Here is a 24,634-nt window from a genome sequence, read left to right as displayed (position 1 = left end):
GTGCGCCGGTGAGATGCATCCATTCGGCGCAGACGGCAGGGCTACGGCCTGAGCAGTCCAGGAGTCTAGGTTCTCTTTTTAGACCTGATCAGCTCGATTGGCCATGGCTGCTCCTGGGGCGTGCCAATATTCATAAGCAGATTCGATCGCCCCCAAGAAGTCGCTGCGCTGGGCCTTTTTACAACAACAATCTACAACGAGAGGTACGTAATGCAGGCTAACTCTGCAGGCTTTCTTGAGAGTGTCGGCCAGAACTTCCGTCATTCCATGACGTTTCTCGATCTTCCCGAAGGATTGGCCGAGCGTATCATTCAGTGCAACTCAACGTATACGGTCCGGTTTGGCGTGAGACTACGCGGCCGTATGTACAGCTTTATTGGCTGGCGATCAGTCCACAGCGAGCACTGTGAACCCGTGAAAGGCGGTATCCGCTACGCGCCGAACGCCGATGCGGAAGAGGTAGAAGCGCTTGCTGCACTGATGACGCTCAAATGCTCGCTTGTCGATGTCCCGTTTGGCGGCTCGAAGGGAGCGCTCAAGATTGACCCGCGTGAATGGAACCCGCAGGAGCTTGAGCGCATCACGCGACGCTTCACCCAGGAGCTCAACAAGCGGGACCTGATCGGTCCTGGTGTCAACGTGCCGGCCCCGGACGTCGGCACGAGCGAACGGGAAATGGCCTGGATGATGGACGAATTCCGTCGCGCCAACCCGACCGATGTCGTTAACGCGCGCGCCTGTGTAACGGGAAAGCCTTTGTCGAAGGGCGGTATTGCCGGTCGCACCGAGGCAACGGGCAGGGGTGTGCAGTTTGCGATCCAGAGCTATCTTCGCGATCCGCGCACCCGAGGTTTAGATGGCAAGCGCGATCTCAAGAACTCTTCTATTGTCGTCCAAGGCTTTGGCAATGTCGGTTATCACGCCGCCAAATTTCTGTCTGAGGAAGACGGCGCCCGCGTGATCGCGGTCGCGGAAAGCGATGGCTATATCGCGAATCCAAAGGGGCTCTCCATTGAGCTGCTAAAGCGACATCAGCTGCAAACGGGCAGCATTCTAGGCTTTGCCGGAGCCACGTCTGCTGTTGGCGACATGTCGGGCATTGAATTGGCCTGTGATGTTCTCATCCCCGCAGCAATGGAGAACGCCATTCACTCGGAAAACGCGGACCGCATAAAGGCGCATCTTTTGATAGAGGCCGCGAACGGTCCTGTCACCTTCGAGGCTGACAAGATACTCCGTTCTCGAGGAGTAACCATACTACCGGATCTCTATGTGAATGCCGGCGGTGTGGTCGTCAGCTATTTCGAGTGGGTGAAAAACCTGACACACATCCCGTTCGGCTTGATGGAACGACGACGACGAGAACGGCGAAACCAGACGATCGCCACAGCGCTGGAACGGATGACCGGCAAGCAGTTTCCGGCCGACATGCGCGACGAGTTTCTTGAAGGAGGCGCAGAGATCGATCTCGTTCGATCTGGCCTTGAGGATGTTATGCGAAGCACCTGGGCACGCATTGCAGATCTCATCGAAGAACGACCGGAGCTCGGCGATTATAGGACTGCCGCTTATGTCTCGTCCATCAGACAGATCGCCGAAGCATATGAAGCGATCGGAATCTGAGGAACGGAAGGATAGCACTATCCAAATGGAGCGAATGCCAGGCAGATTCGTAGGGAGGGCATAATGGACGATGCTCTGCTGGGTGTGGCTTGCGCGGCGAGAGCTGCGGTCCTCTGCATGGTGATTCTGTCGTCGATCTGCGGCATGTAGCCGGAACCGGAGAGCGCTCCATCGCCGAAAGAGTGATGATCCTTTCCCGTCTTGGTTGGAGGACGACGGCCCAACCTTCGTTAGCCTCTTTTTCGGTCAGCAAGGGCGCAAGAGATAAGGCCGGTCTTGGCGCCGGTCCAGTGTTGAGGTGGGCAGGCTTTCGCCAGTCAGGACTTCGACATCTTGAGGCCTTCATCTTCGAGATTCGTCGAGGGCGTAATTGCGCGGTGCAGCGGGCAGGGATGCGACTAGCAAAGAGAAATCGCACTTTGCCGCAGCAAACCTTACATTCTGCTAATTATGCGCAGCAATCCTGCAGATTTAGCTCATATTTTGACGAATCCCCTATGATGAGTCGATACTCTATTCCAAACAAACAAGAATACGGTCACCTGAAGACGTGCAAGCAGCTGAATGAAACGATGGGAGGGAAACAATGAGCTTTTCTATCAATCGCAGGCGCCTCGTGCAGGCGAGTTCGTCCGTCCTCATGCTGGGGACGATAAATTCTGTCACCAGTCGCGCTTGGGCAGCTTCCAATGAGCTTCGGGTATCCGTCGGCGGGGGTGAATGGGGAAAGGCGAACATCGAAGCGTATGTGAAGCCGTTTCAAACCGAAACTGGCATCAAGGTGAATTCAATCACCGATGATTCGACCTTGGCGCAGCTTGAGCTCATGGTAACCACAAAAAACGTAAGCCTCGACGTTATTAACCTAGGCGCGCCTTCGGTGTCCATCGCAGGCCCGAGAGGCCAGCTCGAAGAGATCGACTACTCCATTTACAAAAAAGAGGAGCTCGATGGCATCGTTGACTTCGCCAAAGAGCCGTTCGCGGTCGGTGCGCTCATGTACGCGAACGTTATGGTCTACAACACGGAGAAGTTTCCGGCTGGTAAGCCGCGGCCGACCACTTGGGCCGATTTCTGGGACATTAGCAAGTTTCCCGGCGTCCGCGTGCTACCGACTGGTCAGCGAGGAGTTGAGGGCCCTTGGGAAGAAGCTTTACTGGCGGATGGCGTTCCTATGAACGCGGTCTACCCAATGGACGTTGACCGCATTTTCAAGAGCTTGGATAAGATAAAGCCACATATCCGCAAATGGTGGACCGTCGGCTCCGAGATTCAACAAATAATGCACGACAGGACGGCCGATCTTGTTAATGCCTTTGATGGCCGGGCGACCCAGTTGATCAACCAGGGCGCGCCACTCGAGATCAATCGAAACCAGGCGAAGCTGAGATGGGACTACTGGGCGATACCGAAAGGCAGCCCGAATGCGGCCAACGCTCAAAAGTTCATTGAATTTGCCACGCGTGCCGATCGCCAGGCCGTCTTCGCTCAGTTGCTCAACTACGGCCCAACGAACCGCAACGCCTTCAAGCTGATCCCTGAGAAGGTTGCCCGTAGTCTCGCCAGCCATCCCGATTACTTGGCCATCAGCCTTCCCTCGAATCCGAAGTGGTACGCTGAAGTCGAAACGGGCGGCCTGAGCAACGCCGAGCGCCTCCGTCAGCGCTGGAACGAGTGGGTTCTGCTCTAGTAAATACGTGGAGTAAGTCGGCCGGCACTTCTTGTCCGCACATCGGGCGGCCGGCCCGCCTAGATTTATCATCGGATCAATTTGGAGCACAATTTTGCTGGCTGTGCATGTCAGAACTCCCCGCCCAGTTACCGAGGATACAGCCTTGGACAAACGCTTGGTTCCGGTACAAATAGAATTTCGAAGCGTCACGAAGATGTATGGCCCCGTAGCCGCCGTCACGGACCTTTCGCTGACCGTTCATCGCGGCGAATTCCTAACCATTCTTGGTCCAAGCGGCTCGGGCAAGACGACGACACTCATGCTGCTCGCCGGCTTCGAGGCGCCCACCCTGGGTGACATTCTGATTGCCGGAAAATCCGTCGCCGCAGTACCTTCGTACCGGCGCGACCAAGGCATCGTGTTCCAAAGCTATGCGCTTTTTCCTCACCTCACGGTGCGACGAAATCTTGAATTTCCCCTGGAAATGCGCGGCGTCAAGGCGGCTGAGAGGAAAACGCGGGTGGATCGCATCCTCGAGCGTGTGCACCTCAGCGAGCTCTATGACCGCATGCCATCGCAGCTAAGTGGTGGCCAGCAGCAACGAGTTGCGCTTGCCCGCGCGCTGATCGCCGATCCGCCGGTCCTGCTGCTTGACGAGCCGCTCGGGGCTCTCGATCGCAACCTTCGCGAACAGATGCAGGGGGAGATCAAGAGCCTGCACAAGGAGTTTGGCATCACCACTGTTTGCGTTACGCACGATCAGGAGGAAGCACTGACGCTGTCGGATCGCATCGTCGTCATGCGAGAAGGCCGCATCGAGCAGACGGACACACCGGAATCGCTTTATGACCGACCAACGAGCCGTTTTGTGGCCAATTTTCTTGGCGAAGCCAACATCCTCGACAATGCAGGTTTTGACGTCGGATCCGCTGCCATCCAACCGCTTGGTACGCTGGCCATGATCCGACCGGAACGTATCCGTGTGCTTCCTGCTGAAACAGCGAACCGCGCCGATGCAGACCAGCGCCAGTCCGTCACCGGCACTGTGGACGACATGATCTATGCTGGTCCTTTGCGCAAATACCGCGTGCGCGTTGGGAACAGTTTGCTCCTGGCACGTGAGCATGTTGCTTCGGGACAGGAGATTTTCCGACCCGGCGACGAAGTGCGGCTCGAATGGTTGCGCTCCGATATCCGATTCGTTGCGGCATGAGGCGTTGAGAGGTAAGGAAGATGCAAACGCTTCAGAAACTCGTCCGCATGCCCATCGGGCTCACCGCGCCAGCTTTTACAATCTTGCTAGTCGTTTTCGGCTTGCCTATCGTTCTACTCTTCCTGACCAGCTTTAATGCGCCTGCCTTCTCACTCATCAACTATCAGGCGTTTTTGCGTCAGCCAGCAAACGTCCGCGTATTATTGCAGACCATTCAGGTCAGCGTAGTAGCCACGGCTATTTGCGTAATCATAGGCTATCCCATGGCCTATCTCATCACGGCCGCTTCGAAGCGCCTGCGTATGGTGCTGCTCGTACTCGTTATCATTCCCTATCTGACCAGCCTTTTGGTTCGCACCTATGCATGGATCGTGATACTCGGCGACAAGGGATTGGTTAATAACCTCCTGCTCGGACTCGGATTGATCTCGAGCCCGCTGCCACTCATCTACAGCCGAATGGCCGTCTATATCGGCATGATCCATATCATGCTCCCGGTGATGATTTTGCCGTTGGTCAGCGTTATGATGGGTATCGACAAGTCGTTGATGGCTGCCGCTCGTAGCATGGGTGCGCGCCCTTTTGCCGCCTTCTGGCGCGTTTTCCTCCCGCTCAGCTTGCCGGGAATGCGCAGCGGTTTGTTGCTAGTTTTCGTCTTCTGCCTCGGCTTCTACATCACGCCCGCAGCGCTCGGCGGGTTACGCGACGCCATGCTCTCGACCTTCATCGCTGCACAAGTCGCAGCCTCCTTCAATGTGGCGCAAACCGCGGCTTCGGCGTTTATTCTTCTCGGCATCGCCGCGCTGGTGCTCTCTATTCTTGGGCTCGACCTTTCTGGTACGCAGAGCCGTGGGGCGCAGCTAGCGCGAAAATCTTGGAGCGGCGGTCTGCCTTCATTCCGTACTTTGACACGGCATCTCAATGAGCTTGCGAGCCCTTATCGGGCGACGCGCTGGACGGCTGAGCTCTACCAGCCTGGCGGCAATAGCGACTGGTGGATAATCGTCGGTACGTTGTTCGTGCTGCTCGTTATGTTTTACTTGTTGTTTCCTAGTGTTGTGGTTGTCATCATGTCGTTCAGCGGCGGGGAGTTTCTGGAGTTCCCGCCTTCTACCCTTTCGCTGAAATGGTATAGGTCCTTCTTCGGAGATCCTTCGTGGACCAGCGCAGCCTGGACGAGCATCCAGATCGGAGTGGCGGTCGCCGTCCTGTCGACCGTAGTTGGGACGCTCGCTGCATACGGACTTAACCGCACCTTTCCGCGGCTGCGCAGCTTTCTGACCCTGATCATACTCGCGCCCATCACTTTTCCGAGCATCGTTGTCGGCATTGCTGCCTATTTGGGGCTGCTCAACCTGGGACTGATCGGCACTAAGAGCGGCATTGTCCTGACACACAGCATCGGCGCCATTGCTTATGTGGTGGTGATCGTTTCGGCGACTCTGGCGAATTTTGACCGGCGGCTCGAGCAAGCGGCGAAAAGTATGCGGGCTGGGCCACTCCAGACCTTCAGGAGGGTGACGTTGCCGCTCATCAGACCGGGTGTCATGGGCGGCGCTCTGTTCGCATTCATCCACTCCTTCGATGAGGTCGTGAAAACATCGCTCGTCAGCGGATTCTCGATCCGTACCTTGCCGCTGAAGATGTGGGAGAACATCCGCAACCAGATCGACCCGACGATTGCTGCTGTAGCATCAATGCTGATACTTTTGCCCTTGCTCTGGTTAGTTGCGCTTCACGTGACGGGCTGGCGGCCGACGCCGCGGAGAACGTGAGTCCAAACGCAGCAAGCTGAGCATCGCGCCTGACGAGAACTTGGAAGTAGTGGCAGGCAGAACCAATCTAGACAGATCACTAGCCTATTTTTTGCGTGCGAAACAATCATCGCGAGCTCGTGCCCCGAGGTTGGTGTAGCTCGCGGCATGAACTGCGTTCGCCGGCCAGGACCGGGCAGGTCAGCTCGCACTCGCCCTGAAAAGTGAGAGTCGGATCATCGCTCAACGTCGCGATGGTCTCCGGCGTCATATATCGAGCTAGTTGCAGGGTCCATTTCATCGTTTGCTCAAGCAGGAGCGCCCGGATGAGGCGAACGATGATGTCATCATTGGGAGATGCCGACCACCTCGATCCGCCGCTTGATCTCGCCGTTGAGGCGCTCGATCGGGGCAGTCGAATGCAGCTTAGTTCGCCGCTGGCGCGAAGGTGACGTAGGCGAGCACATCGGCCTCGATGAGGGAGCCGGCAAGTTTTGGGCAGCTTTTGCCGCGGAGCTGATCGGAGACCTTGCGCCACTGCGTTCACGCGGCCTCGGCATCGTCCTGGGCAAACGCGGTGGCGATGAAGCCGGAGACGACGTGCTGGTCGGCTCTTACCCGCATGAGCCAGGTCGTTACGCATGAACTGGACGCGGCAACGCTGCTAACTGGCGTTGAGCACCTTGGCGACGCGAGCCTTGATGCCCTCAGCATGGGCGCCCAGCGTGCACCGGTTCATCATATCGTCGCCACGGTGGTTCCGTGGCTGCGTTGGCGTGTCGCAACCCGATCCTACCGGAGACCTGCCGGTGACCACCGCAAAGCCGCCCGCCCGCTGCGGCGCTATTGGAGGCGCACCTCCGGGCGGCTTTTTGCTCTACCGAGCTACACCAGCGGCGGGGACACCACGCCCGACATCACCTGCACCAGATGGATGGAGGCTTCGGTTGTTCTCTTTGCACGCGCCCCTGAGAAGCTCCCTCCAATCACTGCCTGGTATTCGGCAAGAGGACGCAATAAGGAAGGCGGCGGAGACGACCCCGGCACCGTCGCTGCCGCACTCTCCCGTCGACAGACCGCGTCTTTGTGCCCCGCGACGCCATCGAGCGAGGCGGAATGGACATCCGCAGCCTGCTCTTCCGCGGTCGGACTGGCTTGGGTGGGTGAAGACGCTGATCAACCGATCCCGAGCCGCTGGATGCCTAGGCAAAAGATGGATCATCGCAGCTATCTTGTGATGCGGAGCTATTTGCGGAGCCGGGACATTTGGGCTGCGCTTTTCTTTTGCGGGTACGTGCGCGTAGCCGAGCTTTCCGAAATACGCGTCAACGTGGGCCGACGTCGGAGCCGTCACGGGCCAATGCGGCCACGGTCGTCTTACAAAGGCTCACCAGATCATAGACCGGCAAGGCCGTACGCTCGCGAACCACGCTGGCCGCAATCGGGAACTCGGCGCATTCCAGCAGAACGCATTTAATCTCCGGATTTGTCGTTCGAAGACGTTCCGCACATGCGGCCACGTCTTCTTGGATACTTTTAAGGCTCGTGCGTACCACCGGTTTTTCGAGCGAGTTGCGCCAGAACTCGCCGCCTTCAATTCCGCCAACTACAAACCTAGCCTCTCGCGTCGCACGGCTGATGCCCAGGACCTCGAAGATATCGTCGCCACAATGTTTCGAGTCATACGTCAAAATAGCAATCTTTGCGGCCGCCGGTAATTGCAACAAAATGGATGGGGCAAGCAGAAGACTGGACATGATGACCGGGACGTTCACGGCAGCCGCGACCGCAGCTTGATGCCTTACGGAGAACCCACAATTCGAACTGATCACCGAGGCGCCTCGCTCTACCAGGCGTTGGGCAGCTTCAATGTACGGCGTCTCCATTCTTGGGTCGCCGGGAACAACGTTATCGACCCAAGCGCCTGAAACGGTCTCAAACATCGTCGGGAAGCTAAAAGTCGAGGGATTTCGGATTGAATTGGGGTTGTGGTTCGGCTCAACCGCCTCTGGCGGGATACCACGCTCGAGCTCAAGAATGCCTAACGAGCGACCTTTGAAGGTAGACATTTACACCTCTAGAAGCGGAGTCCGGATTGATCATACTATACCAAAGGACCTCGGCGAACTTCCGCGAAGTCAGCGGAGTTCTTGAAGTTTATCTGCGTTATTTGCCACCGGTGGCGCGGGCGAGGTTATGCTGTTGGCAGTGAACGTGCTAGCGCGATCGAGCGAAGAGTCAGCGCTTCAATGTCGCACAACGCCGATCTCCCTCCGCTCAGCTCTGGTGTTAGAAGAAGTAGGGCAACTTTAGCAGAATGGCCAGCACGAAGCTGAACAATACGGTGACGGAGCATCGTCGACTTGCCCTGGCTCTCGACCCTGGCTTTTAAGTTATTGAGATCTAATCATGACCATGGCACCTCCCCGAAATGACGGATTTGCTCACAGCGTAGCCATTTTAGGCGCAGGAAGGCTTGGCTTGGCCTTGGCAAGCCGATTGAACTCAATTGGGGTAGATGTGCCGCTTTGGAGCCGAAGGTACGCCAATGGTGCGCCGCCGTCCTCAATTGGGCGAGACTACAGGTTGGTGGCCTTTGATTCAGTCGCTACGTTCGACGTTCTGTTCTCTGCTATACCGAATCAAGCTCTCCTTCACCTCTCTTCAGACCATCGATGGCGCAGTTTCAATGGTGTCATATTTGCCATGGGAATTGACGCTCAGGTTCAACGCGTTCGAGAAGTATTTGCACAAGCATTGGTCGTCCGACTGAGTCCGGCCATCCCACAAGGGGGCGGAGAAATCGTCAGTGTCGGCCTTTTGGATGCACCTGCTTTGGGGAACTGTCGCCTAAATTCAGCAAGGGCAGCTTTGGAGTTGCTCGGACCAGTGACATGGATCGACGAAGAAGCCCTGTATGATCTTACTACGCTTCTTGCTGGCCCCCTGCTAACGCTTCTGAAATCGGCCATCTCGCGTACGATTGAGATCAGCCTTGAGGCTCGCCATTATCCGAGGCACTTCCAAGGCGAGCTCGAACAGCTCGTCTTTACCGAATTAGCGAGGCGATCGCTTGGGAGCAGCGACTCTTCGCAAATAGCCGAAAAAGAACGCTCTACACCCGCTGGAGTAACAGAGGTTGCGCTCGGCCGCCGAGAGCGGCTTGGCCGCGAGCTCTTTGGAATTGTTGAGTTGATGTTGGATCGTATGGCGCACCTGCGGGAGGAGTGAACATTTTAAAGCTCGTAGCATGTAGATTGCGCGCCACCCTAGCTCAGCTGGCTGTCCGCGCGGCTCCTATGAAGGAGAGAATGAAAGGAGGTATGCGACGGTGCACCCCTCACACTTACCTTCTGCCGCTCTCTGCGGCGATGGCTCGGCTACACCGGCGACGATTTTTCGGCCGAGCAATGCCGTCCGTGTCTGGCGTGCAGGGTGCGGTCGACGGTCTGCTGAGGAGCGCACGCCACCGCTATCAAAAGGCCCAGCGACGTGGAAGCCCAATCATTTCGGAAACCCAAACGGCATAAGAACTCTACTTTAGCACAAAGAGCCAGCGGCCGATTCATTTTGGAGCTGACACGAGACTGCGTGTTGCGAGTGACAATCAGAGTGGTCGAGCCGCGCTCCGACAGCACGCCAGAGCGCGCATCCTTTTGTCACCTCCGCCGACACACGGCCACCAAAGCGAACAGCATGATCCCGCTACTGGATGCATCCCCTCTGCCATTTCAGGGCAATGTCCCTAGACTCACGCTGAGCCCAGAGAACTGTTAGCGCAATCGCCGCACCATAAAGTCGAGGAAAAGACGGTTCCGCTTAGGGAGCAGGGTGCGCTTCAGCGTAACGGCCGACGTGTGAAGCGGAGGACTGTCCCAATCGGGCAACACGCGCACTAGTCGCGCATGCTTGAGGTCGTTAGCGCACATAACATCGTTCAGTATACCGATGCCCACTCCGGCAAGCAGAAGTTCGCGCACAAGGCTGATGTTGGCGACCGTGGCGTGGGCAGCCACGTCGACGTGCCGACGTTGTGCGCGCTTCAGGAATGTCCAGACGCCATCTCGCTTTTGGAGCTCAGTGACGATGCAGCGATGTTGGGACAGATCTTCAAGTGTCTTCGGCATGCCGTGCCTCTCGATATATTTTGGGGACGCATAGGCGGCGCGTCTGAGAGACGTCAGCTTTCGGTGAATGAGCCTCGAATCAGGTAGCCGTCCCAACATGATGGCGACGTCGAATTGCTCGCGAACCAAGTCCACGACACCGTTGTTAGTCGCCACGATCAAAGAAACGTCGGGGTATTCAAGTGCGAATTCTGCGACCGCTTTGCCGAGCCAGGCGTTGCCGAATTCAATCGGAATGCTTAGACGCAACGTGCCGCGGGTACCGGATTGCAGCTCGTCTACTTCGATCCGCGCTTCCTTGACCTCGGCTTCAATCCGCTCCGCATACTCGAGAAGGCGCATACCGATTGATGTCGGGGCGAGGCCGCGGGAGTTGCGCTTCAGAAGCAACGAGCCGACCTGCTCTTCGAGAGAAGCTAGCCTGCGGCTGATCGTCGCCTTGGAGAGACCAGTTGCATCGCTGGCGCGCGTCAGGTTTCCGGACCGAACGACTTCCGAAAACAACAGAAGTGCATCAACTTCGAATCCGGCAGCCATTTTCCTTGTCAATTTCTGAACCGCTTCTTTTCATTTTTGAGTATAGCTGGACTTGGAGCTCTCAGCTAGCCTTGCATCATGCTGACAATGGAAGCGATTCTCCGGTTGTTAGTAGGCACGTTATTGGGGTTTGCCATGTCATCGTCTGAACTCGTGACGTACGAGCGTGAAGGCAACATTGCAATCATTGGCTTGAATCGAGCCGACAAGCGGAACGCACTGAGCGACGCCGTCTTAACAGCGCTAGGCGAGGCTGTGATACGTGCCGGCGACGAGGCGGATGCGGGCGTGATCTTCGGTCATGGGTCGCACTTTTCTGCTGGCCTCGATCTTAGGCAGCTTGCGGAACGATTGCGGCCGGACGCACCTGTGGTCAGAAAACGCAAGCGCTACATCTGGCACACGACTTTTGACCTAATTGCAAGAGGAACGATACCGTTCGTCGCCGCGCTGCACGGTGCCACGATAGGTGGCGGGCTCGAGTTGGCGGCAGCCGCGCATATTCGCGTTGCCGACGAGACGACCCTCTTCGGGTTGCCTGAAGGGCAGCGCGGCATATTTGTTGGCGGCGGCGGCTCCGTACGTATCCAACGAATTATCGGCTACTCAACAATGGCTGACCTGATGCTGACCGGGCGAATGCTCACAGCCGAAGAAGCGCGAGAGGTCCGACTTGTCCAATACGTGGTGGATCGCGGCGGGGCGCTGGACAAAGCGAAGAGTTTGGCATCTCAGATCGCGCGGAATACGCCACAGACGAACTGGCAAATCACCAACGTACTGCCGCGGATGAACGACCTCTCGCATGATGACGGCTTGTTCATGGAATACCTCAACACAGCGATCGTGAGGCCGCCGGAGACCGCCGAGCGTTTGCGGGAGTTTCTGGAGAAGAAAACGAAGTCGATGGGGCAAGCCTGACATAGTCGCCCAATGGTCGAGACCGCCGTTCTTTTACCTTTGTCGGCAATTGTCGGACTCGCCTAGTTTATCGCGCTCGCGGCGCGGCCCTTGGCCGATAGTACAAGCGCATCTTCGACATCGAACAATCTTCTGCGACAGGTTTGTATTCTAAGAGATCAATGCTGCGGGTGGACTCCACGAGCGCGATATCAAGCTTTGGTCGGTGATGACTCTCGGCCCAAAAACGCGATTGGGCCACCCAACTGATCGTACAAACACCAAAGACACCTGCGATTTTGGCGCCGGCATTGGCGTCTCCGCGAGAGTCCCGTGGAAGGCATCTGTTGTCAAATCGTGGCCGAGCTTCCGAGAATGGCGGTTGACTGGCTGGAAGCGGCGTTGCCGCCGTTGCCGTTGACAAGGACCGTATTCGGGTTCACGACCTGGCGATCGCCGCATACCCCCCGCAGCTGCTGTACGGCCTCAATGATGGCAAAGACACCGTACATGTTCGGCTGCACGCATGACAGACCGCCCCCATTGGTGTTGACGGGCAGTTTTCCGCCCGGCCGCGACAGACCGCTAGCAATGAAGGGCCCGCCCTCCCCTTTGCGGCAGAAGCCGAGATCTTCGACGAACAGTATTGGGTTGATCGTGAAGGCATCATAGAGCTGCAGCATGTCGATGTCATTTGGTTGCATCCCCGCCATGGCATAAGCGCGCCGGCCCGAGTCCCGCGCCGGGGTTACAGTAAGATCGGCCATGCTGGAGACGGTACGATGCCAGGCGGCATTGCCAATGCCAAGCAAATAGGCTGGCCGTTGCGGCCGGTCTCTCGCGGCATCGGCGCGCATCAGGATGAAAGCGCCGGCGCCATCCGTCACGAGACAGCAATCGTACACGGTAAACGGATCAGAGACCATTCTCGCGCCGAGGACGTCTTCAATGGTCAGCGGCTTGCGGCTGAACGCGGCAGGATTGAGCTGCGCCCAGCATCTGGCTGAGACGGCTACTTCCGCGAGGTGCTGGCGAGTCGTGCCGAATTCGTGCATGTGGCGGGCTGCCATGAGGGCATAGCTCGAGGGCGGATTGAATGGTCGATACGGCGCATCAAACGGGGTCGGATCGAGCATGTTGCGCGCTGCGCCTCGTGCCTTCCGGCCGAATGTAGCGGTTCTTTGTGTGCTGCCGTAGCACACCAGCACCGCATTGCAGAGGCCGACCGAAAGCGCGAGCATAGCCGGTTGCAGATGCGCAATGAAGGCGGATCCGCCGATGTTAGTGCCTTCGATAAATGAAGGCCGAAGTCCGAGATATTCGGCGACGTTGAGCGGCCACATCGCGGCGTTGAGATTAGCGGTGCAAAGCCCATCAATATCCTGCAAACGTAAGGCTGCGTCCCTTATCGCCGCATGAGCTGCCTGCGCAAGGATTTCGATCTCGCTGAAACCGGGAGCTTCACCGCAGCCCGCCATGCCAACGCCAACGATTGCGGTCGCACCGCGTAGATTGTCTAGGGTCATCGATCTATTTCACCTCGCAAATTACAAGTCCTTTGCCCTCGGACTTGACTACCTTGATCCGGACCTTAGTCCCGATGATAACGCGGTCCGGTAGAATCCCTCGGATGCTACTCATCAAGCGGACGCCCTCCGCCAGCTCGACAATGCACACATTGTAGTCACCGCCATCTTCCTGGTCGCGACGCACGGTTGTCGTAGAGTAGACGTGCCCTTCGCCGATGGGCGAGAACCACGACAGCTTGTTGGCACCGCAATGAGGGCAGACTGTGCGGGGGTAGAACACCGGGCGCTCGCAATCGCCGCAGCGCTGGATAACGAACCTGCCTACATTCAGGGCGCGCTGGTACGCCTCCTCCGGGCCGGATAACTGTTGCGCTTCATTCATGGCAGACTGATCTCCTTGGCATTCTCTCGATCCTGCAACTCGCGCCAGAGAATCTTGCCTGCTGGCGATTTCGGAAGCGCGTCGACGAATTCCACTATTCGGGGATACTTGTAAGCCGCCATGCGCTGGCGCGACCACTCGATGATTTCATTTTCGGTTATCCTGCCGCGCATTTTGTCCCGCAACCTGATTAGCGCTTTCACTGTCTCGCCGCGATAGGCCTCTTTGGCGGCGATCACGCAGACCTCGAGCACATGTTCGTGCTCATAGAGTGTGTTTTCAACTTCCGCGGGCCAGACCTTTAGACCCGACGCATTGATCATCCGCTTGGCACGATCAGTCATGTAGAAGAAGCCGTCCTCATCGCGATATCCGATGTCACCAGTTCGATAGAAGGACTGGCCCTGAACCTCGACAAAGGCTTCGCGCGTCGCGTCTGGTTGGTTCCAATAGCCGCTGAAGAGCTGAGGCCCGTGCACGGCGATTTCGCCGACTTCGCCAATAGCCACTTCCTGGCCTTTCTCCACATCGATGATGCACGAGCTAGTGTTGAAGAATGGGATGCCGAGGCATTTTGGTCGGGGATCTTCGATCGGATTGAGATGCGTCGTAGCCGCGGTCTCAGTCATGCCGTACGCCTCGATGAAGGGCAAGCCAAGCCGTTCGTTCAGCCGCTTCCATACTTCGTCGGGCATTGCCGCACCGCCTGAGGTGATGCGGCGCAACCGTGCCAAATTGAGCTCGCCGAGCTGAGGGTTGGTCAGCAAGTCAATGACAGCCGTAGGCGCCAACGATGCATGGGTAACGCCGTAATTGACCATCACATCTGTCGCCAGGTCGCGGTCCCAGCGCGGTACGATAGCGATAGAGGCGCCCGCGATGATAGGACTAGTCACTGCATGGTTGAAGCCGGATACGTGATACATCGGCGCCGCGCCGAGAGAGACGTCCCCAGGCCGCAGTCCATGCCAGAAGGTCAGCCCGGCAGCATTGTGCCCAAGGCTGCGATGGGTGTGCATGCAGGCTTTCGGCTTGCCTGTAGAACCAGAGGTGTATGGCAAAGCGCATACGCTAAGCGGACCCGCGCGCGGCGCATCCGGCAACACGCCCGCCTCGATCAGATCCGTCCACATGCTGCAGCCACTCACCTTCATGCGTCCGGCCGATAGCCAGTCGGGAAGCTTGTACCTAGTCTCCTTCACAAGATAATCCGAATATGTCGCCACGATGAGCGTGCCGACTTCTGAGTCCTTTGCGGCTGCAACTGCGATTTCCGCCAGATCCTGAGCGACGATCATTGCGCGTGCGCCGCAATCACGGAGGTAGTGCGCGACTTCGCCCTGCCGGTTCATCGGGCTGATCGGTACCAGGACGAGGTCGGCGCGGAAAATCGCGTAGCAAGCAATCAGCCATTGTGGCGAATTTTGCATGAATAGTACGACCCGGTCGCCGCGCTTTAGGCCGGCGCGCTTCTGCAGCCAGCCGGCAAGGCGCTCCACCTTTCCATGAAATTCGAGATATGAGATGGAACTACCCAAGAAATGGATAGCCGCAACATTGGGGAAACGCGCCGAGGTGACGAAAAGATTGTCGGTCAGCGTCGAGTGGGGAAGTGCGAAAACTCTCGTGAAATCGCGTCGACGCAGGGCAGCGTCTCTCATTGCGGAAGCCTTACACGTCATGGATTGCTCAAAAGTGTAAGCCAGAGGCCTCCTCTACAACAGCAAGCAAATCTGAAAACAAGCGGTGCAGATTTGGAGATTGGCAAGGATAGCTTCGGAGGGTTTTCTATTCTGGCGGGCCGTGCGAGAAGATGTTCTCCCAGAGGCCTCTGGTGCGTCTCAAAAGATCATTCGCAAAGTGAGGGTATAGTCGTGGCTGATGCGAGGCGAGTTCTGATTGCCGGGGCGGGACCGGTCGGAATGGTGGCCGCTGCCACACTCGCGAAGAAGGGAATTCCCGTTACTTTGTTGGAAGCGGCATCTGACCTCAGCACGGAATCGCGCGCCTCGACTTTTCATCCGCCGACCCTAGACATGCTGGAGGATATTGGAGTTGCGAAAGACCTGATTGCGCAAGGGTTGATCGCCCCAACAGTTCAGTATCGCAGCACCGAAGGGCCCATCGCAAACTTCGACTTCGGTCAGATCTCCGATCTTACAGGTCATCCGTACCGGCTTCAATGCGAGCAGTACAAGCTAACCCGCATCATAGCGCGGACGTACGGGTCAGATCCGCACTTCAGGATCGAATTCGACGCCGAAATTCTGGAAGCAGGGCAGGGCGAGCACGGCGTCTCGGTGACCGTCCGTAAGCCGGATGGTTCGATAGAGCGACGCGAAGGCCTCTGGTTGATCGGCGCCGACGGCGCTCGCAGCGCCGTTCGCAAATCGATCGGCATCACCTTCGATGGATTCACCTGGCCGGAGCGTTTCCTGGTTGTCTCCACGAGATTCGACTTTCTCAAGATCTTTCCTGACCTAGCTTCGGTGAGCTACGTGGCGGATCCTGTGCAATGGTACTTCTTGCTTAGGGTGCCCGGTATGTGGCGAGCGATGTTTCCGATTGCCCCGGACGTGCCGGATGAGGAAGCGGCGACCCGAAAATACGGAGCCAACACGCTCGCCCGGCACTTCGCGATGGCCGCGACCGCGCCGATAGACCATGTCACGCTGTACCGCGTACATCAGCGCGTCGCCGCGACATTCAGGTCAGGCCGCGTATTTCTTGCCGGAGACGCCGCTCACATCAATAATCCTCTCGGCGGCATGGGCATGAACGGGGGCATCCATGATGTCGTCAACCTTTGCGGCCGGCTGACGAAAGTCTGGCGCCGCGAAGCAGATCCTTCCGAGCTCGACCGCTACGATCGCCAGCGCCGTCTTGTGACCTTGGAATATGTTCAGAAGCACACGATCGAAAACAAGAGGAACCTCGAGTCGCGGGATCCCCGCGAGCAACAATCGTTCCGTACGGAAATGGCGCGGACGGCGGCAAACCCCGAACTAGCTCGAAACTATCTAATGAAAATTTCGATGCTCGCAAGCCTGAAGCGCGCGGCCGAGCTCGGATGAGCCTGATGGTGAAAAAATGGCAACCCATGATCTCTGGCTTCGGTTTCTTGAGGGTGCTCGCTGGGAAGAGCGAACCGTTACGATCAAGGAGTGTGTGATTGCTGGGTGGACCGGACGCAATCGAGGCGCGCTCGAAGCGCACATCGCCGAGCTCGAGAAGATCGGAGTCAGGCGACCGACATATGTGCCAATCTTTTACCGGGTATCGGCCTCGCGCCTCTCGACAGCCGAGGCGATCGAGGTAGTCGGCAACTCATCCAGTGGTGAGGTGGAATTCGTCTTGCTCCAGAGCGGCGGAAGGCTTTGGATCGGCGTCGGGTCCGACCACACCGACCGCGAAGCGGAAAGGATCGGGGTCACCCTATCAAAGCAGATGTGCGACAAGCCGGTAGCGGTCGAGTTTTGGGCTTACGACGATGTCAGGAAGCACTGGGACGATCTGATACTCCGTTCCTATGCTGTGAACGACGGAACACGCGTACTGTACCAGGAAGGAGCGACTTCCGAGATGCGGCCACCCGAGGAGCTGATCGCCCTCTATGCCGGCGGCGGGACACTTTCCGAGGGCACGTTGATGTTCTGCGGTACGCTCGCGGTGCATGGGCCAGTACGTTCCACTCAGGGATTTGAGCTTGAGCTCAGCGATACACGCCTACACCGATCAATCCGGAAGGCCTACCAAATCGAGCAGTTGCCAGTGCTCGGCTGACGCGACGTGTATTTAACGCTACAACCAAGTAGAGGAGCCCTCAAGGTGCCCATACAAAAGTCGCATGACGAGTTTTACACGCTGGACATGCAGTCCGGATGGGAGACCCCGACTAACTATCCCTCAGGTATCAAGCAGAAGATATTGTCGGGCGCGCTCGATGAGCTGAACCGTCGTGGCAGCCGCACGAGGCTGCTTAAGTTCGATCCGGGAACGTTCACTACCGATCCATTCATTCACGAGTACTGGGAGGAAGTCTTCTTGGTTGCCGGCGATCTGACCGTCGGGAACGACAAGCAAGGAAGGGGGGGGCGGGGGTTTGCTCCGCTAACCTATGCTTGCCGGCCGCCGGGCGCATTTCACGGCCCATTTAAATCTGAGGGCGGCTGCCTATTGCTAGAAATTCATTACTTCGATCCTGCTTAGAAACGGAGTAGCGGCGCGGCACGCAGCCGCGCTCGCGATTAGGAGCTATCCCCGCCAGCGACCACGGCGGGCGAGTTCTGTCTCACCTCGTCGTCCTAGTCGCCAGTGAGCAAATCCCAGGCTGTTGACTTGGAATCAGAAAACGGCTTTTGCCGCGCCGCATTTGCCGGAAACCGCGCTTCTAGATTGGGATTCCTTGCAACGTTCATGATTCACTCGCCTTTGAATGCTTTGACGAGCGGACGAGATGCGGCTAGGGGAGCGGATCCAGACGGGAGAGCAGGATCGTTTCCGGTCCCGGCTCGATCAGATCACCGACTTGATGCATCCGTTGACGGCGCTGGGCCGCACGGTGGATCGGAGCTTCCTGGAGGAGCGGCTCAGCGAAATGTACACCGATCGTCACGGGCGACCGTCGCTGCCGACACGGTTCTGGCGGGCTCGCGATCCTCAAACACACCTAACGACCTGTCCGAGAGGTGCTGTGCGAGTTTCGGTCGGGAAGCCTGCTACCAATACTCTGCGGCGAGGAGTTCTTCCACACCGGCTGGTGTTCGATCGCTCCTCGCTGACGCCTTGGCGCAACTGCATAGGCGAGGAACGACTGGCTGCGCTGATCGAGGAGAGCTTGTCGGTAGCTCAGGACCAAGGCGATCAAGCCGTCTGACTTGTCTCGGGTGATGGTCGACACCACAGTTCAGCCTAAGAAGTGACGTTCCCCAGCGATCCGAACGATCTAAACCGGGTACGCGAAACGCTGGTGCGGCCGGCGCGGCGCCATGGGGTGAGCCTGCGTCAATCCTCTGCGCGGGTGGGCAAGTTCGCACTGATCGAGCATCAGCGCAATGCCCACGCCAAGCAGTTCAAGCGCGCCAACCGAGCGCTCAAGACGCTGCGGACTTATCTCGGCCGCGTGATCCGCGACAGCGGCGCCGCAAAGATTGAGGCAACAGCGGGCTCGAAGCAGCGTTCGAAACGCTGCACTGCTGGCGCGGCGCGTGCGCGAGCAGCAACAGCGTCAAGGCGGGCCGAAGGTCTATTCCCTGCACGCGCCGGAGGTCGAATCCATCAGCAAGGGCACTGCCCATCGGCCAAACGAGCTCGGGGCCAACGTCTCGATTCAAACCACGATCAGCCGCGCGAAGGGCGGCCAGTTCGTGGCCAATGTGAAGCCGCTGCCCGGCATGCCCAAGTGACGGTCACACCCTGGTTATCCGGCGACACCGAGGCGCTGGTCGGCAACATCATCGCACGTATCCTCGCCGACAAGGGATACCGCGGCCACAATGCGCCGCCGGATCACAAATTTCAGACCCTTCATCTCCGACCAAAAACGAGGGGTGACGCTTAAGATCGCGCGAACTGCGCCGGAGGGCTACCGTTGAACCGCCCACCGGTAATCTCAAGGCCCAGATCGCACAGGCCACAATTATCTCTCGCTCCGCCAAGGGGGCGCTGCAAAGGCCGTCCCCGCCGCCGCCGCACACACCTTCCGCGTCCCACCCTGCTGCTGCGCCAACTCCTCACTCCTCTCACCGCCGCGCTTTAGGCTGTTCCAGCTTGTAGCCAGAGTTCTTCACGAACCAGTTGTCGTGGGCTTCAACTTGGCGCCATCCGGATCGCACCGTCGAGCCGGATGGTCTCGCCGTTGATCATCGCATTTTCCGCGATGTGAATCGCGAGCGCAGCGAACTCATCCGGGGTGCCAAGCCGAGCCGGGTGTGGCACCTGCTCGGCGAGACTAGCCCGCACTTCTTCGCTTAACCCCATCAGCATCGGAGTAAGAAACAAGCCCGGGGCAATGGAATTCACCCGAATCTTGATCCTGGAAAGATCCCGCGCGACGGGAAGCGTCATTCCGACGATGCCGGCCTTGGAGGCAGCGTAGCCGGCTTGTCCGATTTGTCCATCGTAGGCGGCAATACTGGTAGTATTGATGAAGACTCCGCGTTCCTCGCCTTGCGTCGGCTCGGCTGCGAGCCTCTGCGCGACAAGCCGGATCATATTGAACGTTCCAATCAGGTTGACGTCTATTACTCGCTCGAACTGATCGAGAGGATACGGACCGTCCTTTCCAACCGTACGCTTGCCGCCTCCCCCAATTCCGGCGCAATTGACCAGGACGCGAGCCACGCCATGTGCTGCCTCGCTCTTATTCAAAGCCAGTTTCACTTGCTCCTCGACCGAGACGTCTGCCACAGCGCTCACACCCTGAATCTCCGCCGCGACCCGTTCGACATTATCGCGACTGATGTCGATAATGGCGCGCGCTGTTGCCGCGCCCAGGCCCGAGCCGCCCCCTGTCACAATCGTCGGAACACCGCTCAAATCCATATTTTAGTTCCTGATGAAGATGCGGCAATGAATTTCTTTTAACTATGTCGAAAGCCCGTGCCCTGCGCAGGTTCAGCCACTTGTGGATATGGCCAGGCGCGGATACGCGCGTGTTGGCCCGCGAACTCGGCCAAACACACCTAGGGCAAAACCCCAGCCGTCGAGACTAACGCCTGCGGGCTCCCGATCACCTTGCCTGCAGCCCGACAGCTATCTTTTGACGTCGAGTCGCGTTTTGATCAAATTTCGAACAGTTCGCGTGGCAACCTAGTGAATGGCTCGCCACCAGCGTCGGTAACGCGAAACGTTTCGCTGATCACGTAGCCCACATCTTCACCAATCCAGTTACCGAGCATGAGGTGAAAGGTCATGTTCGGCTTCAGAATGGTCGTGTCACCTTCCTTCAAGCTAGCGGTTGGTTCCGTCCAATCGATTCCGACGGCGTAGCCACACCGCGACTCCTTCTCAAAGCCGTGCTTTTTGAGCGTGGTGTTGAAAGCCGCTGCGACGTCGCTACAGGTCGTTCCGGTCTTAGCCGCCGCAAGCGCCGCTTCCAGGCCAGCAACTTCTCCTTCATGCAGCCGGCGTATGTGATCTGACGGCTTGCCAATCGACAAGGTGCGCATCAATGGAGAGGTATACCCGTGACGCACGCCGGTGAACTCGAGGTTGATCTGCGATCCCTGCTGGAACACGTCCTCTGTCCACCGAATGTGGCACGTTGAAGTGCGTGGTGTAGCGCACAGAAAGAAGCTCCCGGCATCGGTGCCCGGCTTGCCGTTAGCACCGCGCACGAGCGCTCCGATGATCTCGGCGGAAGCATCCGCTTCGCGCACACCCGGGCGAATTACGTCCTTCGCTTTAAGCATTCCGGCATCAGAAATCGCGGCGGCTTCGCGCATCATGGCAATTTCCAGGTCCGATTTCTCCCCGCGGATCCAGGTGATGGCGTTTGTACAATCGAGGATTCTCGCTCCGGCCACGCGGGACCTGAATTTCTCGACGGTCAACGACGGCAGGAGCTTCGCTTCAAGGCCTATCCCCTTCCGGCCGAGCCCTTTGTCCGAGATGAAATCGATGATCGCGTCGTACCCATCGCGCTCCGGATTGGCGATCAGCGCTTCCGGGTAGCCGATCACATTGTTTCGATCGATAAACATCTGATGGAGTGCCGCTGGCGCATCCATACGGCGCGTAATGAAAGTTGGCTCTTCGTCCTTCAACGAGACGATCAAGGCTTGGGGCACATATCCAGACTTTGAGGTGTATCCAGAAAGGTATGTAATGTTCGCTGGGACCGTGACCACCAGAACTTCAATCTCCCGCCGCTCCATCTCCGACTTAACGGCGGACAAGCGTCGCAGATATTCAGACCGGGGGAACGCCTGCGCGGCTTTCGGTATTGTCATGATTTCAGCTCCTTGGATGAACGATTGCGTTCTTCTGTTGTGTTACGGACCATACTTCGTAGGTTGGTTCTCGCGCTGGAGGCGGGCGACCGGTAAGCACTCAATGCAAGGTAAGACGACGGTCCGAGGACGCGAATGACCTGAGCGGAATGCACTCTGTTGTGAGCGCTTGGCGGAGAGCGAACATCGAGGCTGCAATCAACTAAGCATCTCCAAGCAGTACCGAACCGCCAATTCGGTTGTCGGAACAAGCAGGTCGTCCGATGCTCCGAAGGTTGGCGTGTGCACCCCGGACTGATTTCCTTGTTCCTCACTACCAAACCAAAAATAGATCGAAGGCACGCAGCCGGAATAGAAGCCAAAATCATCGGCGCCCCCGCCGGCCGTCGGCGATTTCTTGTCGGAGAACTTGTCTTCGCCCACCGTCTCGATAACCAGACGTCGAAAGCGATCGACCATGGCAGCATCATTCACGACGGGCGGCTCGCCAAGCCTGTGGGAAAATTCTGCCTTCCCACGATGCATGGCGGCGATACCTTCAGCTATGTCTCGAACACGCTGAACCAAGAGCATTCTTCTCTCTGCGCCGCTCGTTCGAATCGTCCCAGTCATGGTGACAGACGGACAGATGATGTTTGTGGCCTCGCCACCAGCGATAGTGCCAATCGTGATAATCGCACCATCATCGACAGGCATCTCTCGCGATACTATTTTTTGGACCTCGTTAATGAACGCCCCCGCCATCGCGATTGCATCCACACCGGCATGCGGCTTGGCGCCATGGGCCATTGTTCCGATGAGTTTGAGCGCGAATTGATCGGCTGACTTGGTTACTGCGCCTGCGCGCGCGCCATACATCCCGGCGGGCAAATCCGGTTTAACGTGAAAGCCAATCGCGGCATCGAAGCCGCTGAGTAAGCCCTCTTCGGCCACCGAACGGCCACCGAGCGGCTCAGCCTCCTCAGCAGGTTGGAAAAACACGCGCAGCTTGCCAGAGAACGTTTCGCGCATCCGATGGAATGCGAGCGCGGCGCCCATGGCAATCGATGCATGCATATCATGGCCGCAGGCGTGCATTATGCCGGGAACTAGCGATCCGTAGGAGAGATCGTCCCGCGTCTCCTGGATTGGCAATGCATCAATGTCGCCCCGCACGGCAACGGAGCGCTGCGGTCCTGAGCCAGCCCCCTCGATATCGACGTAGAGGCCGGTCTTATGGAACGTCTTCGCGCCAGACAATCCAAATCTCTCCAGAGTGTCACGGATTCGTTGCTGGGTCTTCCATTCAGCATTGGACAGCTCCGGCTCGCGGTGCATGGCGTGACGCAATTCGACGATTGCGTCTCGCTCCGCAACGGTAAGCAATTTGTTCGTGATGTTTTTCATTGGTTTCTCGCCCAGGTCGCGTTGAGGTCTTTCGGCAGGCGGACATTGAGGGAACACATCGGCTCACTGCTAGGGCCGTAGCGATGTTGCGACATTTTCCAGAGGCAGCGAGTATTGCTTTGCCGTTCGACGCAGCTAGGGGCCGACTCATGCCGTTTGCTCCGAAAATGATCAAGCCCCGCTTCATCCTTCACAAGCTGTAATCTTCAGTCAAAGGTTAGCCATAGGGGGCTGAAGTTAAGCTGTAAAAACGGCAGGTTCGGCGCAGAATTTCTGCGGAGTTCTTGCGTTGGCCGCTGTCCTGCAACTCAACTGGTGGCCCGAGCGGGCTGGAGCTGGGCCGACAGCACAAGACTGGCGAGTTTTGCCGCAACATCAATCGGTGCGCTGGCAGGGCCCTTTTCCCTGCGGGGGACTTGACTGGATACGCCTCCATGTTAGCCATTTCACCGCGCTGCTGTTACTCATTGGGGTGAGCGGTCCATTCCAGTGCTGAGATAGGGCGAATGGCATCGGATGCTTGGGCGTGGCAACTATTCAGGTGCTCTTGATCATCCCTCTCACGAAATGTGAAGAAGCTGCGGCCTTGATAATTTCGTGCCTCAGCTCCTCGGCAAACAGCTGGGCAAGACGTGATGGCGGTCGAAACGTAGAGGTCAGCAACGCGATGCGTTGTGGTACGACGGGCCGGAATTTAACGAGCACGCATCGATCGTCGCTAACAACCCAGCTGGGCCAGGGATCGATCAGCGCTATGCAGCGCCCAGAAGCGGCGGCCGCGAACGCCACAGCCGAGCTATTCACCTCCAGGGCCACTTGCATCTTAATGCCAGCTGCCTCGAAGCATTCGCGAACGAGATAGCTGGCTGGCGAGCCGACGTATGTGCCTATGAGCAGATAACCATCCAGATCGCGCGGGGTGACATGGTCGTAGGTCTGGAAGACGTGACCGCGATGGACCGCTGCAACGATCTCGCTTTCGCCGATGATCTCGACGTCGAGATCACGATCTGCCACGGGCGCATGCAGCAGCCCGAGATCCACTTGGTGATGCGTAGTTGAGCTGATGACCTCGGCACGAGAGACGGTGACAATCCTCACCTTCACAAGCGGGGCCTTGTTCTGCAGAGCCAGGGCCGCTTGAACAACGACAGAACCCGCCAACGTCGGAATCGCAGCGACCGACAACTGCCCTGCGGATCCAGATCGGAAGTCATCAATGCGATCCTCGAATACCTCCACGTGCGTGAAAAGCCGTGCAGTTTCCTCGTAGAGGCGCGCCGCATCTTCCGTCGGAATGATCCGGCGCCGTCCCCGTCCGAACAGTACCAAGCCGACATCCTGCTCCAACTCGATCAGTGCTTTGCTGACTGCGGGCTGCGTCACTCCGAGCTTGTCTGCGGCAACCGTCACATTGCCGGTCTCGAACACCACCCTGAACACATCGAGCAGTCTTAGGTTGAGCCGCCTCATAACCGTCCGGTTATCTACTCCACAGAACTATTCATTAGACGGAATGTCTGGGGCGCGCAACACTCGAGGCGAACTTCAAAGAGGCG

19 protein-coding genes and 1 pseudogene are annotated in these 24,634 nt (G+C 57.9%); 10 read left to right on the top strand and 10 right to left on the bottom strand.

Features of this window, described 5'->3' with window-relative positions:
• The first annotated feature begins 267 nt into the window (after positions 1-267).
• The 4 genes from IVB19_RS39535 to IVB19_RS39520 all read left to right on the top strand — a co-directional run bounded on the left by IVB19_RS39535 (position 268) and on the right by IVB19_RS39520 (position 6,283).
• Positions 268-1,623, top strand: a complete 1,356-nt coding sequence (locus IVB19_RS39535; protein ID WP_524536805.1) for a Glu/Leu/Phe/Val family dehydrogenase — start codon at positions 268-270, stop codon at positions 1,621-1,623.
• 586 nt (positions 1,624-2,209) lie between these two features.
• Positions 2,210-3,313 carry an ABC transporter substrate-binding protein gene (locus tag IVB19_RS39530; RefSeq protein WP_247821984.1) on the top strand — a complete coding sequence of 368 codons (1,104 nt, stop codon included), beginning with the start codon at positions 2,210-2,212 and terminating at the stop codon, positions 3,311-3,313.
• Between the two features lie 196 nt (positions 3,314-3,509).
• Complete coding sequence (locus IVB19_RS39525) at positions 3,510-4,508, top strand: ABC transporter ATP-binding protein (protein ID WP_524536804.1); 999 nt, start codon at positions 3,510-3,512, stop codon at positions 4,506-4,508.
• Between the two features lie 20 nt (positions 4,509-4,528).
• Positions 4,529-6,283: an ABC transporter permease subunit gene (locus tag IVB19_RS39520; RefSeq protein WP_247821981.1), complete on the top strand. Its 1,755-nt coding sequence runs from the start codon at positions 4,529-4,531 to the stop codon at positions 6,281-6,283.
• A 202-nt stretch (positions 6,284-6,485) separates the two neighbouring features.
• On the opposite strand, the pseudogene IVB19_RS39515 reads toward IVB19_RS39520, so the two are convergent.
• Positions 6,486-6,971 (bottom strand): annotated as a pseudogene (locus IVB19_RS39515) (transposase); the annotation flags it as partial.
• A 616-nt stretch (positions 6,972-7,587) separates the two neighbouring features.
• Positions 7,588-8,331 (bottom strand): aspartate/glutamate racemase family protein, encoded by a 744-nt coding sequence (locus tag IVB19_RS39510; protein WP_247821980.1) that lies wholly within the window; start codon positions 8,329-8,331, stop codon positions 7,588-7,590.
• A gap of 340 nt (positions 8,332-8,671) precedes the next feature.
• On the opposite strand from IVB19_RS39510, the gene IVB19_RS39505 reads away from it, so the two are divergent.
• Positions 8,672-9,493: a hypothetical protein gene (locus tag IVB19_RS39505; RefSeq protein ID WP_247821978.1), complete on the top strand. Its 822-nt coding sequence runs from the start codon at positions 8,672-8,674 to the stop codon at positions 9,491-9,493.
• A gap of 542 nt (positions 9,494-10,035) precedes the next feature.
• Here IVB19_RS39505 and IVB19_RS39500 read toward each other — a convergent pair.
• Positions 10,036-10,926, bottom strand: a complete 891-nt coding sequence (locus tag IVB19_RS39500; protein ID WP_247821976.1) for a LysR family transcriptional regulator — start codon at positions 10,924-10,926, stop codon at positions 10,036-10,038.
• 87 nt (positions 10,927-11,013) lie between these two features.
• Here IVB19_RS39500 and IVB19_RS39495 point away from each other — a divergent pair, with 87 nt between their 5' ends.
• Positions 11,014-11,847, top strand: coding sequence for a crotonase/enoyl-CoA hydratase family protein (locus IVB19_RS39495; protein WP_247821975.1), 834 nt, complete (start codon positions 11,014-11,016; stop codon positions 11,845-11,847).
• 329 nt (positions 11,848-12,176) lie between these two features.
• Here IVB19_RS39495 and IVB19_RS39490 read toward each other — a convergent pair whose 3' ends face one another.
• The 3 genes from IVB19_RS39490 to IVB19_RS39480 are packed head-to-tail and all read right to left on the bottom strand — an operon-like array spanning position 12,177 to position 15,398.
• Positions 12,177-13,352, bottom strand: a complete 1,176-nt coding sequence (locus IVB19_RS39490) for an acetyl-CoA acetyltransferase (protein WP_247821973.1) — start codon at positions 13,350-13,352, stop codon at positions 12,177-12,179.
• A 4-nt stretch (positions 13,353-13,356) separates the two neighbouring features.
• The gene (locus tag IVB19_RS39485) at positions 13,357-13,737 is read right to left on the bottom strand and encodes a Zn-ribbon domain-containing OB-fold protein (protein WP_247821972.1); all 381 of its coding nucleotides are present in this window, start codon (positions 13,735-13,737) and stop codon (positions 13,357-13,359) included.
• Entirely contained in the window at positions 13,734-15,398 is a 1,665-nt protein-coding gene (locus tag IVB19_RS39480; RefSeq protein WP_247821971.1) for a long-chain-fatty-acid--CoA ligase, read from the bottom strand. The genes IVB19_RS39485 and IVB19_RS39480 overlap by 4 nt, the downstream gene beginning before the upstream one ends.
• Here IVB19_RS39480 and IVB19_RS39475 point away from each other — a divergent pair.
• The 4 genes from IVB19_RS39475 (at position 15,279) to IVB19_RS39460 (ending at position 19,142) form a co-directional block, all read left to right on the top strand.
• The gene (locus IVB19_RS39475; protein ID WP_256474632.1) at positions 15,279-16,811 is read left to right on the top strand and encodes an FAD-dependent monooxygenase; all 1,533 of its coding nucleotides are present in this window, start codon (positions 15,279-15,281) and stop codon (positions 16,809-16,811) included. The two genes, IVB19_RS39480 and IVB19_RS39475, sit on opposite strands and share 120 nt — an antisense overlap.
• Positions 16,812-16,827: 16 nt before the next feature.
• Positions 16,828-17,520 (top strand): DUF2848 domain-containing protein, encoded by a 693-nt coding sequence (locus IVB19_RS39470; protein ID WP_247821967.1) that lies wholly within the window; start codon positions 16,828-16,830, stop codon positions 17,518-17,520.
• A 45-nt stretch (positions 17,521-17,565) separates the two neighbouring features.
• Entirely contained in the window at positions 17,566-17,946 is a 381-nt protein-coding gene (locus tag IVB19_RS39465; protein WP_247821966.1) for a cupin domain-containing protein, read from the top strand.
• Positions 17,947-18,944: 998 nt separating this feature from the next.
• Positions 18,945-19,142, top strand: a complete 198-nt coding sequence (locus IVB19_RS39460; RefSeq protein ID WP_247821964.1) for a hypothetical protein — start codon at positions 18,945-18,947, stop codon at positions 19,140-19,142.
• A 403-nt stretch (positions 19,143-19,545) separates the two neighbouring features.
• On the opposite strand, the gene IVB19_RS39455 is transcribed toward IVB19_RS39460, so the two are convergent.
• From IVB19_RS39455 to IVB19_RS39440, 4 genes are all read right to left on the bottom strand, one after another.
• The gene (locus IVB19_RS39455) at positions 19,546-20,280 is read right to left on the bottom strand and encodes an SDR family NAD(P)-dependent oxidoreductase (protein WP_247821962.1); all 735 of its coding nucleotides are present in this window, start codon (positions 20,278-20,280) and stop codon (positions 19,546-19,548) included.
• Positions 20,281-20,519: 239 nt separating this feature from the next.
• Positions 20,520-21,689: a M24 family metallopeptidase gene (locus IVB19_RS39450; RefSeq protein WP_247821960.1), complete on the bottom strand. Its 1,170-nt coding sequence runs from the start codon at positions 21,687-21,689 to the stop codon at positions 20,520-20,522.
• 198 nt (positions 21,690-21,887) lie between these two features.
• A complete protein-coding gene (locus IVB19_RS39445; RefSeq protein WP_247821959.1) occupies positions 21,888-23,075 on the bottom strand; it encodes a M20 family metallopeptidase in 1,188 nt (395 codons plus the stop codon).
• A 537-nt stretch (positions 23,076-23,612) separates the two neighbouring features.
• Positions 23,613-24,548 carry a LysR family transcriptional regulator gene (locus IVB19_RS39440; protein ID WP_247821957.1) on the bottom strand — a complete coding sequence of 312 codons (936 nt, stop codon included), beginning with the start codon at positions 24,546-24,548 and terminating at the stop codon, positions 23,613-23,615.
• Between the last annotated feature and the right edge of the window lie 86 nt (positions 24,549-24,634).

Source organism: Bradyrhizobium sp. 187 (genome assembly GCF_023101005.1).
Classification (GTDB): Bacteria; Pseudomonadota; Alphaproteobacteria; order Rhizobiales; family Xanthobacteraceae; genus Bradyrhizobium; species Bradyrhizobium canariense_D.
The sequence above is the reverse complement of the archived record's forward strand: the minus strand, read 5'-3'. Positions and strand labels throughout refer to the sequence as shown.

Bases quoted from the DNA above. Each gene is read 5' to 3' on its own strand.
- IVB19_RS39535 (WP_524536805.1), top strand. From the start codon at position 268: ATGACGTTTCTCGATCTTCCCGAAGGATTGGCCGAGCGTATCATTCAG.
- IVB19_RS39530 (WP_247821984.1), top strand. From the start codon at position 2,210: ATGAGCTTTTCTATCAATCGCAGGCGCCTCGTGCAGGCGAGTTCGTCC.
- IVB19_RS39525 (WP_524536804.1), top strand. From the start codon at position 3,510: ATGTATGGCCCCGTAGCCGCCGTCACGGACCTTTCGCTGACCGTTCAT.
- IVB19_RS39520 (WP_247821981.1), top strand. From the start codon at position 4,529: ATGCAAACGCTTCAGAAACTCGTCCGCATGCCCATCGGGCTCACCGCG.
- IVB19_RS39510 (WP_247821980.1), bottom strand. From the start codon at position 8,331: ATGTCTACCTTCAAAGGTCGCTCGTTAGGCATTCTTGAGCTCGAGCGT.
- IVB19_RS39505 (WP_247821978.1), top strand. From the start codon at position 8,672: ATGACCATGGCACCTCCCCGAAATGACGGATTTGCTCACAGCGTAGCC.
- IVB19_RS39500 (WP_247821976.1), bottom strand. From the start codon at position 10,926: ATGGCTGCCGGATTCGAAGTTGATGCACTTCTGTTGTTTTCGGAAGTC.
- IVB19_RS39495 (WP_247821975.1), top strand. From the start codon at position 11,014: ATGGAAGCGATTCTCCGGTTGTTAGTAGGCACGTTATTGGGGTTTGCC.
- IVB19_RS39490 (WP_247821973.1), bottom strand. From the start codon at position 13,352: ATGACCCTAGACAATCTACGCGGTGCGACCGCAATCGTTGGCGTTGGC.
- IVB19_RS39485 (WP_247821972.1), bottom strand. From the start codon at position 13,737: ATGAATGAAGCGCAACAGTTATCCGGCCCGGAGGAGGCGTACCAGCGC.
- IVB19_RS39475 (WP_256474632.1), top strand. From the start codon at position 15,279: ATGGATAGCCGCAACATTGGGGAAACGCGCCGAGGTGACGAAAAGATT.
- IVB19_RS39480 (WP_247821971.1), bottom strand. From the start codon at position 15,398: ATGAGAGACGCTGCCCTGCGTCGACGCGATTTCACGAGAGTTTTCGCA.
- IVB19_RS39470 (WP_247821967.1), top strand. From the start codon at position 16,828: ATGGCAACCCATGATCTCTGGCTTCGGTTTCTTGAGGGTGCTCGCTGG.
- IVB19_RS39455 (WP_247821962.1), bottom strand. From the start codon at position 20,280: ATGGATTTGAGCGGTGTTCCGACGATTGTGACAGGGGGCGGCTCGGGC.
- IVB19_RS39450 (WP_247821960.1), bottom strand. From the start codon at position 21,689: ATGACAATACCGAAAGCCGCGCAGGCGTTCCCCCGGTCTGAATATCTG.
- IVB19_RS39445 (WP_247821959.1), bottom strand. From the start codon at position 23,075: ATGAAAAACATCACGAACAAATTGCTTACCGTTGCGGAGCGAGACGCA.
- IVB19_RS39440 (WP_247821957.1), bottom strand. From the start codon at position 24,548: ATGAGGCGGCTCAACCTAAGACTGCTCGATGTGTTCAGGGTGGTGTTC.